Here is a 10,969-nt window from a genome sequence, read left to right as displayed (position 1 = left end):
AAGGACATTATGCAGTGAGGCTTGTGCCTCTTTTTTAATGCAAAAAATCCTATTGATAGAATATCATAGAAATCTATCAACAGGATTTATCATAGAACCCAAAAAGCTTGGTTAGTGTGATGCTAATCAAGCTTTTTGATTTTATTTCAAAGTCAAACCTTCCAAATTACCCAAGGCAATCTTAGCTGATCTTTTAACGCTCAAAGTTTTGCCATAATCGCGGTATCTTTGCTGCATTTCTTTTAACTCTAGGGGATGCTCGAACCAGTAATCAATCTTTTCAGCTAAGGCTGTACTATCACCAGCAGGGAAACGATTGTTGTCAGTCAAAGCATAGCTAACAGTAGAAGACAAGGGACTGTCGGCAATTACAGGTACGCAGCCACTAGCAAAGGCCTCCATGCAAGCCATGCCTTCAATCTCGACATCAGCGCAGTGCACGACCAGGTCGGCTTGAGACATAATCTTTCTCAAATCAACTGGTGCAAAATAGTGCATGATTGGTTTCTTAGGGAGCTGATTTGCCAACTTTTCATATTCTTTTTCTAGAGGACCTTGACCAGCAAAAATAAGGCGAATTTCTGGGGCATGTTTAGCTAGTTGCATTGCTTTGAATAAAGTTTGTTGCTGTTTTTCATGCGAAAAGCGTCCAATACACAAAATGGTGAAGGGATGCCCGACTTCTTCTTTGTGTGGATTTTGAATAAACTTTTCACTAATTCCATTTGAGACCACAAAAAGCTTTTGCTTGAAGTGATGTTGTCTTAACCATTTTGCTACCTTAGGTGTAGGAACCTGCAAGGCATCACAATTTCTGAATGACTTGACCTTGAAGAAAGTCATAAAGCACCAGTTGCCAAATTTGTTGTCCAAAATCGGCACGGAAGCAGTGATGTTTTGCGGATAAATGTGAAAGGTTCCGGTCACTGGTTTAGCCTGTTTTTTAGCAAGCTTTGCTGCTCGCCAAGAAACAGGAAAAGGTGTTTCAACTTGAACAATATCTGTCCAGCTGATCGCTTTTTTTAATGTTTTGTTGATTGGCTTAGCAAAGTGGAACCCCTGCTTTTTAATCAAGCCGTAGATAATAGGAATGTAAATTTTTAGTTCAGGCACAGAGTAATCGGCATCTTTTCCAGTAGAAAGGATACGAACCTCTTGGCCCATTTTCTTGTATTCGTGAGCAAATCGTTGCGTCGAGATGCTCATACCATTACTTTGATTGAAATAATCGTCAATTACAATTAAGATTTTCATGATTTTCCCTAAGTGTGTTAATAGAAGAATTTCGCTATAATATAACCAATAGATATGGAGATAAAAAATGATCTTGGGTTTTCATAGGCGACAAGTTATAGCTAATATTAAAAGAAATGTAGCTAAAAAGCAATTTAATAGCAAGGCTGAGCTGCACGATCCGGTGCTTGATCAAGAGCAGACGAATAATATTGTAAATAAATATTGGAAGTATACTTCATCAATCGGCTATCGCATGATCAATCCGGTTATTCGAGGTATTTTTGCTGCGGCGTCGCAGATTCTGACTGGACGTTGCCAGATTGAAGGGTTAGAGAATTTGCCTGATATACCGACGGCTTTTGTTACGGGTAATCACTACAACCAGTTTGATGTCTTGCTGATGAAAAAGTTGGCGATGAAGAAAAACAAGAGAATGTTTATCGTGGTGGAGGCGAGTAATCTAGCGATGCCGCATCTGATTGGCTGGGCGGTGCGAAATTTTGATTCTTTGCCAATTGATAAAGATATGCATTATTTGAGTCGCGTTTTTCCGAAAAAGTTGAAAGAGACACTTAAGAAACCATGTTGGGTGTTGATCTATCCTGAAGAGGAGTTGTGGTTCAATTATTGTAAGCCGCGTCCATTAAAAAAGGGTGCATATTACTATGCGGCAGAGTTGAATCAACCAATTATTTCGACTTTTACAGAAATTAGAGCGACTTCGAGACGTGAAGTGTTTCATCGTGATTTTTATAAGACGAGAAAGATCTTGCATGTGTTGCCGACAATCTACCCTAATTCTGATTTGAAGTTGTCAGAAAATGTGAATCGGATGTGGCGTAAGGATTATGAGCAAAAGAAGGCAGCTTATGAGAAGTGCTATGGTAAAAAGCTGACTGATAAATTTAGCTATGATGATATTGCTGGGTATGCACCGAAGAAGTAATGATACGTTAGGATATTTTGATCCTAGCGTATTTTTTAGTAAATTTTGAATAAAATAACAGCAATCAGAGCATAATATAGTTATCGGTGAAAGCGTATATGTGAATAGATAAGAAGGCAACATCATGTTTGAAAACAATAACAGAGTGGATCGCTTCGCGATTCGTAAATTAACCGTTGGTGTAGCTAGTGTTTTAATCGATGTATGTTTTTTTAGAGGTAATGTGAATGTTGTTAGCGCTGATCCGATTGGTGGGGATGCGCAGACGGAGCAGTCGGTTAAAACAGAGAAACAAACAAAGCCTGTAGTAGAGGCAGGGACTGATGGAGGAACTGAGGCTGGTTCTGATAGGGATGTAGGTGCAGTAGTTGAGTCTGATAATTCAGGTGATGCCGAAGATGGTGCATCTAAAGGAAAAGGTTCGGATCATTTTGGGGATGCAAAGAAAGATGAGAATACTGCATCATCCGATGACAAACATCTAATTACTGATGGCAATAAGGCCAAAGAAAATGATGATGAAGCTAACGAAGACAAGAAGGAAGAACATGAGTCATCAGATAAGGGAGACTCCGGAGATAAACTAGCGGATAGTAAAATCATGGCTAGATTAGCTCGTGCCCCTAGGAGGGTGAAGGATCCTACTTTCCCTGAAAAATACGTCTTGCATGATGGTTACAAGTGAATCACCGATTACATCTTCAAAGGTGGTAGTCAAAAGCCGGTAATCATCTTAGTTGACCCGTACGAACATAAAAAGGGTGATCCTTTAATTAACGACAAGCCAACGTTTGAGATATCAAAACCAGAAAAGAAGCCTGACGACAAACCAAAGACACCAGACAAGTCAAAGGTACCAGATAAGATAACTGTTCCTGATATCCCTGACGTTCCTGAACCAAATCCGGCTGTTGTAACTACAGATGAGCCTAAAGAACCAAAGGGCGAAAATGTAGATGAAACTTTAACCACTGGTGTAAAAGGCCAAGATGTAACCAAGACTAAGCAGAATAATCCAGTCAAACCAATGGCTCAAGACATAAAGCAGCCTAAGCAGCCAGTCGTTCAAAAAGTTTCCCTAAACAGTCCAAAAGCAACTTTGCCTCAAACAGGTGAACGTAGCTCAATTTTGTTGAGCGTGCTCGGCGGATTAGTTGCATTAACTGGTTTGCTTTATCTTGATAAGGACAGAAAGAATAAGAAAGCTTAATAAACAAAAAGACGAGAAATACTAAAAAGAAATCTCGTCTTTTTTGATGCTCTTAAAATTTTTATTACTTAACGTTCAAAATATCTTCCTTAGCATGAATCAAACGCGTGATGAAAGCACAGTATGGAGTGGCAACACTATGCTTCAAGCCCTTGCGCCAAACGGCACCGTCAATATAGTCGATCTCAGTTGGACGATTGTTTTGAACCAAATCCTGATGCATTGAAGGATAGTGTGGCGTATCAAACAAACTTTCAACGTGTTCAATAACTTCCTTGCGATCCAAGTTGACGCCCTCGTATTGAGCAACATCCGCAAATTCTTGTACGATATTTCTAGTCAACTCGTCAGCTTCCTTAGTGTGACCAAATTGCTTGCAGTCAGCATCAAGCAAAGCACAAAGAGCATTAACCACGCCGTTAACACAAGCTTTACGCCAGATAGAGTACATGACGTTTTCACTGTAACTAGCATTCAAACCGGCATCAGTCAAAATCTTAACGATCTTTTGCGTCTCGTCTTTACCTTTTGGATCAAGGCATTGGATTTCGACGTTACCATTGTCATTGGCGAAAGTAATGTGGCCAGGAGCCGTCATCATTGATGCCCACATCGTGACACCCATAATGATGTGATCGCGAGTGACAAATCTCTCTAGCACATCTTCGTGACCTAAGCCATTAAGCAAGCAGAGCACATAAGTATCTTTGCTAATGATTGGCTTCAGACTGTTTAACATATTTTCTAGCTGCATTGACTTGGTAAAGACGATTAACAGATCAACGCTTTCATGTTGCTCATCAATTTCTTCAGGACTGTAAATTGGCATCTTTTCCGCAATTTCTTCGTCCTTAACTCTAGCAACCACGCCATTTTCACGGATGGCGGCAATGTTTCTGTCCCAAGTGTCAATTAAGATAACGTCATTGCCAGCTTTCTTTAAATGCCAGCCGAACTTTGAGCCCATAGCTCCAGCACCGGCAATTGCAATTCTCATATTTTAAGCCTCCTGTATAATTAGTAATCGTTTTCAGCATAAGATAAAATAGATAAATTAGCAATTGAAAAGAATGCTATAAATAAGTTATTATTAAAGTGTGTAAGCGGTATCATATTTTTGGAGGCTTATTATGGCTATTATTAATAATGATTTTCATGATGTTTTAACTGGAAGACATTCTGTACGTAGATTTGATCCTTCAGTAAAAATTAGTCGTGAAGAAATGACCGAAATGCTTAAAGAAACCATCACGGCACCATCTGCATGCAACTTACAGGCTTGGAGATTTGTAGTTGTTGATACAGATAAAGGAAGAGAAAAACTGCATAAATATTTTATGAAGTTTAACTTCCCACAGATCGATAAAAGTTTGGCAATTGTTCTATTCTTTGGCAATACTTTGGCTTTTAAAAAGTATAGTAAATTATGGCATAGTATGTATGAAGCCAAAAAGGTAACTAAGGAAGCTATGGATGCGGCTTTAAATACTTTTATGCCTTTATATGAAAAAGCACCAAAGGAAATGTTAGTTGCTGATTCAATGGTTGATACTTTACTTGCTGCAATGCAGTTTATGTTGATAGCTCGTGAGCATGGCTATGATACTAATGCAATGGCCGGTTATGATTCAACTAAAGCTGCAGCCACAATGGGACTTGACCCTAAGCAGTATGTTCCGGTGATGGCAATTGCGGTTGGTAAGCATGATCCAAAGGCTGAGCCTGAGATTGCTACGACTAGATATCAAATTTCAGATTTAGTTGATTTTGAATAATTGCTTATATAGAAACTTTTTTATGATGAAAAGACTAATAGTAGGAGGTACTTGTTATGAGAAAAAGATATTTGTTCCTAATGTCATTAGTTGCATTCTTTAGCATTTTCTTTGTAGGGATGCAAAGTCAAAATGTTTATGCAGATAGTCAATATGGCATTGCTCGTAAATATACAACACCTAAGGCAACTCGGGGAACTTGGTACTATCGTGAAACTGACAAGTTCAGCAGTGATAAAAAGACCATTTATACATTGAAGATTACTGCTCACACTGCTAACAAAGATAAGTTGTATGTACCTTCACAAAAATTCTTTAAGAAGAATGTATATAATGTTTCTTCAAAGAAGCGTAATGCTTTTATCAAGAAGGTTATGAAGAAGAATATTTATGCAGCTTATAACTTTAAGAAGGGCTTTAACGTTAACAATTGGGTTAACTTGGCTGGTGATGGTGTTTACTACATCCCTGTAACCAGAACTGTTAAAGGTAAAAAGGTGAAGGCTTTGAAGATTGCTACTGGTGCTGATCAATATGCCAGCGCTTATGCATTCAAGACCAAGGCTTTAGCTAAGGCTGCTAAGTAATAGAAATCTTATTTTAATGAATATTTTAAAAAGACATAGTCAGAGTAAATCTGACTATGCCTTTTTGAATGCCTGATAAGTGGTAAAATGTCGTTGAATTGGAAAGTTGAGGATGAAATGAAAAAGATTGGGAAAATATCAGTAATTTTGTTAGCAGGTTTAGCTTTAGCTGGCTGCAGTCAAAAGCCTAAGCAAAAGACTTCATCTAAAGGTAGTGCAACTATCAAAGTAACTAAGAACAAGAAACGACCTACAAAGATGGGGCACTTATCAGATCAAGATCTAAGTCCGCAGAAAACGGTAGCAGTTGTAGTTGCATATGCTGGTAATCGTTATTCTGGTAGTTGGAACAAGGCTTTGCTTGATGGTAAGCAAAACGGTATTGAAGTTGATTTAAAGAATCAGTCAAATTATTCATATATGAATGAGGGTAGCGGCGTAGCTTATATGGTATCGGCAGATGCTGGATATACTCTTAAGCAAGTGAATGGAGAAAATATTTATTATCTCTTTTCAAATGGTAAAAAATTAGGATCTGTGACCATGAAGCAAATGGTTGATTATTTGAATAAACGTGACTCAGATAGTTTGGTAAATAGTTTAGCTCAAAATGCCAAGGTGAACGATGAGCGTTCGGATTCAAGCGAAGATTCTGCTGGTAAAAAATCAAACTTACCAGGAGACGACGGATTGTTTAATGTGCCAACTGAATTTCAAGGTACTTGGTATACTTATAATGATGATAAAATGTCTATTATTAAAATAAGTCAAAACAAAATCAACGTTGATAATTACGTACAAGAATTGCATAAAGTAAAAGCTGGTTTTCTTGATAAATATACTTATGGTGATATGTCTGCATCATATCATAAAGCAACCAAAAATTGGGGAATGGCTGGTATGGGAAGTCAACGTGTTCATGGAATAAATTATATGAATGTCCGTGGTTGGATGCAGGAAGCAGGGGATGGAGACTTCTATGGTCTACATACTGAGAACGGTCAATCTGTTTTAGTACTTGCTCAAGGAGCCGGTCCATGGGTAAGTGGCGTTGCCTGGAAGACGCCACAACTTGCTCAACAATATAAGCATAAGAAATTTAAGGATTTGTATTACCAAGATGACCAATAATATGAAAAGGATACCGTTAATCTTAATGTTGGGGCCACAAGCTTCAGGTAAATCTAGTTTCATTAAGATGAACGATTTACAAAACTATACTATCTCAGCTGATGAGATAAGAATTCGTTTAAATGGAATTAATTCAAATAATGGGCATCCCCAAATCAACTTTGTGAATCAAACTGAGAAAATCGTGTGGCAAATTTTTAATCAAATACTGCAAACACGGTTACAAAATGGCCTACCAACTATTGTCGATAATACAAATTTAGGCGGGCATGGATTTAATCCAATTAATGATATCTTGAAAAGAGTACCGGATAATTATCAAGTGTATGTGATCGATTGTTTTAAACCACTACTGGATGCCAATGATCCACTAAGTGAGGAATCATTAACTCATGCGTTAAAAATTCTCGACCAACGCAATCGTGATCGAGAATATTCAGTGAATATTGATATTATTCAACGTTTTGTTGATTATTATGCTCACTTCGAAATACCAAATAAGGTAAAAGTGATTAGCTCTGCTGATCTGCAGAAAGTACAGGATTTGATTGATCTAATTCTAAATTTTAATAGGTAAAAAATCTAACTTAAATTAAAGAGTCAGCATACTATGGAATGCTATAGTGTGCTGGCTTTTTGTTATAATAAATATAAGAAATACGTTAACAAGGAAGATAAAATGAAAACATTAACTTTACAGTATACAATTAGTCAAAAAGGTTGGACGGATTTAAGACAGAACGGCAAGATCAGTATTGATGAGCAATCATATTTACTTAATGCGATTCGTACACAAGATCAATATTTCAAGAATATCTATCTTGAACAATATCTGTTGCAAAAGATTATTAAAGATACGTTGCCAGAAGCAAAGAAGCCAATTTTGGCTAAAAAGATACCGATCTCTTGTACACCATTTCCAGAGCATGTAACCGAAATGCCGGATGCCGGTGAAATTTTGTTGGAACTTGTAGTTCCAGAGAATGAGGTTGTAACAGTTGATTATCGTACTTGGCTTTATTTAGCTAGCGAAGTAAACAAGACAGTTGAAAAGTACAATAGCATGAAAGATATGAATACAATCTTGAAGTTGCCTGAAAAGAAATTAAAGATTGATAAGATGATGCGAGTTCAATTGCTTGATGTGTTAAATCCAGCTAAGACAATGAACTTTATCCCTGAACTCAAGTTAGATCAAGTCAAGAAGGCTTATCAGTCGGCTGATGGTCAACTTGAAGAACTTGAGGATTATTAAGCAGAAGAAGGTTAAAACTATGAAGAGGAGAGGCTATTTAATTGGTGCAGTAGCTGCTGGTGCATTGCTATTTAGTTTGAATACTAACGTTCAAGCTGCAACGGTACCAATTTCTGATAATGCAACCAGCTATGTGAGAAAAGGCAATCAATACCGTTTCTATTTCAAAGCACCAACCAGATTAACTGTTGCCACTAAGGCAAAATATAAGATCCTTAATACTTCAAATTGGGAATGCATCCCTTATAAGGGTAAAAACAAGAATACAAAGGTCTTTTATTTGCGTTCTGGTCATTACAATTTGACTACTAAATCTGGTAAAAATGTAAAGATTAAGACTAGCGCTACACGGATTACCAAGATCAGAAATAAGCTGGAGACTTTCTCTCATAAAACTTATCCGTTAGAAACGCGTTTTACCTCAGCTATCCCAATAAAAATAGGACAGACGGTTACTGGTATGACTGATATGTATCATACTGAAAAGCTGAATACGATGAATAGATATAAATTTACGCTGGATAAAGATCAAAAGGTAACGATGAATATGTCTGTTCAACCTGTGTATGAGAACAGTCGGTCTAATATTTTTAACAATAATGACATTCAAATTGTGCAGGACACAGATTATGGTTATACGTTAAATCCATGGAAAACAAAAGGAACCTTAAAAAATGGAAAATATTCCTGGAATTTAGAGAAAGGGACTTATTATCTAGAAAAAGGTTCTGCTCGTGGTCGTTTCAGCTTTAAGTTGACTAGCGAAGATACGAATGCTCTTCCAAGTACGCCTAAGTTGACTAAGGTTAGCTCAACTGAAGATGGAATCAAGGTTGATTATACTAAAGCTGATAATGCGACTGGTTATGGAATTTATGGTTCTTCTCTAAGACGGTATAGATCAAATGATCCTTTGCTTGATGCCGCATCAATGATTGGACATAGTAATTTCACCCCTGACGGCAATTATCCTGATGTTTTAACTCAGACAATTTCAAAGAATAGACTGATTAACGGTGAAACTTACGATATTGCTGTTCGTGCGGTGAATGATGAAGAAGGTAGAAGCTTTAGCCCAGTTTCAGCAAATCAAAAGTTTACTTACTATATTCCTTTAAAGGGCAGTCATGAGAAACCAAAGACGCCAACGCTTAAGGTTAGCTATTATAATGACCATGGTTCAGATGAACCATATATCAACATTGAATGGGACGTTAACCCAGAAGCTGATAGCTATGAGATTCAGTATAGATTGAAAGGTAGCAGTAAGTGGGCAACCTTCTTTAGCAAAAACAGAAGTGGCGATATAGTAGATGATCCAACGAATGATTTTGGACAAGACTTTAAGAAGGGCCAAGTTTACGAAGTTCGCGTTCGTGCACTTCACAGTAATTTGATCAGTGGCTGGTCCGAGGTTAAAACAGCACGCGTTGATGTTACGCCGAATAGGTAGAAAATAGTTAAAAATGTCTTTTAATTGGGTTATTTTGACTTAGTCAAGAGACTTTTTTATAGCATTCCAGAGAGGGATGCTTTTTATTTTTCAGTAATCGTAATTACAGTAATTATAATTATTGTAAGTACGATTACTGTAATTTAAATTACTGAAAGATGATGATAAGTGGAGAAAAACGCTAAAAATGTAGTGTTAAAATTATAGAGTATAGAAAAAGTTAATATGAATCCATTAGCTTACAATTTAGAAATTAAAAGGAAAGCAAACAACAATGCAAGCAAGTATATTTAATGCAACGGAGCGATTTTTCGCACCATTTCAAATGATTTTAAAGATTCCGGTCTATCAGCGTAACTATGACTGGAATAAAAATAATGTAAAAAGATTATTAGATGATTTACATACTGTAATTAAAACTAAAGAGCATCATTTCTTAGGTGCGGTGGTTTATCTTGAATCAACTAATAGTGATATAGGATTACCAGAATACTTGATTATCGATGGACAACAAAGATTAACTACCATTACATTAATGCTTCAAGCCTTAAAAGATGCCACAGTTGATGGTGATGCATTTACTACTGGAACTATTGAAAGTTTTCTAATTAATACTCAATCGCCATCACAAGAATATAAAATCAAGTTGAAGCCTATTAAATCAGATAATATTCAATATTCTGCATTATTAAAACACGATAATTCAAAATTAGATGAAAATAGTCATATTGTAGAAAATTATAGATTAGCGAAACAAACTTTTAATAATTGGTTAAGGCAAGGTATAGCAAGTAGAGAAATTTTATGGGCTATAAGACAACTTCAAGTAGTAGGAATTAGTCTAAAAGAGGGTGAGGATGATCCTCAAATAATTTTTGAAAGCATAAATTCTACGGGTGTTGCTTTAACCAATTCAGATTTAATTCGTAATTTCTTGTTAATGAGTGATCATGATCAAGAAAGATTATTTGAAGATTACTGGTTACCTATTGAAAATAAATTAAGAAGAGATAATAGCAATCATGCTATGGATGCGTTCTTTAGACAATTTATTATTATGAAGAAAAATTCAGTGGTCGCTGAACGTAAAGTTTACCAAACTTTTGTTGATACATTTAAAAATGAAAATCTAAGTCATGAACAAGCACTTAAGGAAATAAAAGATTATGCAGAATTATATGCTTCTTTTATGTACCCAGCAGAATCTAATTATAACGATGATATTAAAACAGATTTAGCTAGTTTAAATAGAATAAATCAAAGCACATCTTATCCATTCTTTCTTCATGTTTTCCATGACTATGAAAATAATGAAATTGATGAAGAAACTTTAACTAAAGTGATTCATTTGATTACAATTTATCTTATAAGAAGGA

At 36.3% G+C, this 10,969-nt stretch carries 13 protein-coding genes; 10 read left to right on the top strand and 3 right to left on the bottom strand.

Going from position 1 to position 10,969, the window contains the following annotated elements; genetic code table 11:
* Positions 1-141: 141 nt before the first annotated feature.
* Positions 142-1,254, bottom strand: coding sequence for a glycosyltransferase (locus tag WS44_RS08000; protein WP_046433968.1), 1,113 nt, complete (start codon positions 1,252-1,254; stop codon positions 142-144).
* A gap of 67 nt (positions 1,255-1,321) precedes the next feature.
* Between WS44_RS08000 and WS44_RS07995 the strand changes: the two genes are divergently transcribed.
* Both WS44_RS07995 and WS44_RS07990 read left to right on the top strand, forming a co-directional pair.
* Positions 1,322-2,182 carry a lysophospholipid acyltransferase family protein gene (locus WS44_RS07995; RefSeq protein WP_046433967.1) on the top strand — a complete coding sequence of 287 codons (861 nt, stop codon included), beginning with the start codon at positions 1,322-1,324 and terminating at the stop codon, positions 2,180-2,182.
* A 124-nt stretch (positions 2,183-2,306) separates the two neighbouring features.
* On the top strand, positions 2,307-2,867 hold the full coding sequence (locus WS44_RS07990) for a YSIRK-type signal peptide-containing protein (protein ID WP_046433966.1): 561 nt from the start codon (positions 2,307-2,309) through the stop codon (positions 2,865-2,867).
* 29 nt (positions 2,868-2,896) lie between these two features.
* Here WS44_RS07990 and WS44_RS10100 read toward each other — a convergent pair whose 3' ends face one another.
* Positions 2,897-3,181 (bottom strand): hypothetical protein, encoded by a 285-nt coding sequence (locus tag WS44_RS10100; protein WP_271885077.1) that lies wholly within the window; start codon positions 3,179-3,181, stop codon positions 2,897-2,899.
* Positions 3,182-3,209: 28 nt separating this feature from the next.
* Between WS44_RS10100 and WS44_RS07985 the strand changes: the two genes are divergently transcribed.
* Positions 3,210-3,392, top strand: a complete 183-nt coding sequence (locus tag WS44_RS07985; protein WP_046433964.1) for an LPXTG cell wall anchor domain-containing protein — start codon at positions 3,210-3,212, stop codon at positions 3,390-3,392.
* Positions 3,393-3,456: 64 nt separating this feature from the next.
* On the opposite strand, the gene WS44_RS07980 is transcribed toward WS44_RS07985, so the two are convergent.
* Complete coding sequence (locus tag WS44_RS07980; RefSeq protein WP_013641849.1) at positions 3,457-4,389, bottom strand: 2-dehydropantoate 2-reductase; 933 nt, start codon at positions 4,387-4,389, stop codon at positions 3,457-3,459.
* Positions 4,390-4,522: 133 nt separating this feature from the next.
* Between WS44_RS07980 and WS44_RS07975 the strand changes: the two genes are divergently transcribed.
* The 7 genes from WS44_RS07975 to WS44_RS07945 form a co-directional block, all read left to right on the top strand.
* Entirely contained in the window at positions 4,523-5,167 is a 645-nt protein-coding gene (locus WS44_RS07975; protein ID WP_046433963.1) for a nitroreductase family protein, read from the top strand.
* 56 nt (positions 5,168-5,223) lie between these two features.
* A complete protein-coding gene (locus WS44_RS07970; RefSeq protein WP_046433961.1) occupies positions 5,224-5,754 on the top strand; it encodes a hypothetical protein in 531 nt (176 codons plus the stop codon).
* Positions 5,755-5,871: 117 nt separating this feature from the next.
* Positions 5,872-6,885 carry a hypothetical protein gene (locus tag WS44_RS07965; RefSeq protein ID WP_236945289.1) on the top strand — a complete coding sequence of 338 codons (1,014 nt, stop codon included), beginning with the start codon at positions 5,872-5,874 and terminating at the stop codon, positions 6,883-6,885.
* Positions 6,886-6,910: 25 nt separating this feature from the next.
* The gene (locus WS44_RS07960; protein ID WP_260211234.1) at positions 6,911-7,462 is read left to right on the top strand and encodes an AAA family ATPase; all 552 of its coding nucleotides are present in this window, start codon (positions 6,911-6,913) and stop codon (positions 7,460-7,462) included.
* 102 nt (positions 7,463-7,564) lie between these two features.
* Positions 7,565-8,140, top strand: a complete 576-nt coding sequence (locus tag WS44_RS07955) for a hypothetical protein (RefSeq protein WP_236702980.1) — start codon at positions 7,565-7,567, stop codon at positions 8,138-8,140.
* Between the two features lie 19 nt (positions 8,141-8,159).
* Entirely contained in the window at positions 8,160-9,593 is a 1,434-nt protein-coding gene (locus tag WS44_RS07950; RefSeq protein ID WP_288145720.1) for a fibronectin type III domain-containing protein, read from the top strand.
* A gap of 274 nt (positions 9,594-9,867) precedes the next feature.
* A partial coding sequence (locus tag WS44_RS07945; protein ID WP_046433957.1) for a DUF262 domain-containing protein occupies positions 9,868-10,969 on the top strand: 1,102 nt, incomplete at its 3' end.

This window comes from Lactobacillus sp. N54.MGS-719, assembly GCF_000980505.1.
Classification (GTDB): domain Bacteria; phylum Bacillota; class Bacilli; order Lactobacillales; family Lactobacillaceae; genus Lactobacillus; species Lactobacillus amylovorus.
The sequence above is the reverse complement of the archived record's forward strand: the minus strand, read 5'-3'. Positions and strand labels throughout refer to the sequence as shown.

Coding starts and splice junctions, on each gene's coding strand:
- WS44_RS08000 (WP_046433968.1), bottom strand. CDS start 1,254: ATGAAAATCTTAATTGTAATTGACGATTATTTCAATCAAAGTAATGGT.
- WS44_RS07995 (WP_046433967.1), top strand. CDS start 1,322: ATGATCTTGGGTTTTCATAGGCGACAAGTTATAGCTAATATTAAAAGA.
- WS44_RS07990 (WP_046433966.1), top strand. CDS start 2,307: ATGTTTGAAAACAATAACAGAGTGGATCGCTTCGCGATTCGTAAATTA.
- WS44_RS07985 (WP_046433964.1), top strand. CDS start 3,210: ATGGCTCAAGACATAAAGCAGCCTAAGCAGCCAGTCGTTCAAAAAGTT.
- WS44_RS07980 (WP_013641849.1), bottom strand. CDS start 4,389: ATGAGAATTGCAATTGCCGGTGCTGGAGCTATGGGCTCAAAGTTCGGC.
- WS44_RS07975 (WP_046433963.1), top strand. CDS start 4,523: ATGGCTATTATTAATAATGATTTTCATGATGTTTTAACTGGAAGACAT.
- WS44_RS07970 (WP_046433961.1), top strand. CDS start 5,224: ATGAGAAAAAGATATTTGTTCCTAATGTCATTAGTTGCATTCTTTAGC.
- WS44_RS07965 (WP_236945289.1), top strand. CDS start 5,872: ATGAAAAAGATTGGGAAAATATCAGTAATTTTGTTAGCAGGTTTAGCT.
- WS44_RS07960 (WP_260211234.1), top strand. CDS start 6,911: ATGTTGGGGCCACAAGCTTCAGGTAAATCTAGTTTCATTAAGATGAAC.
- WS44_RS07955 (WP_236702980.1), top strand. CDS start 7,565: ATGAAAACATTAACTTTACAGTATACAATTAGTCAAAAAGGTTGGACG.
- WS44_RS07950 (WP_288145720.1), top strand. CDS start 8,160: ATGAAGAGGAGAGGCTATTTAATTGGTGCAGTAGCTGCTGGTGCATTG.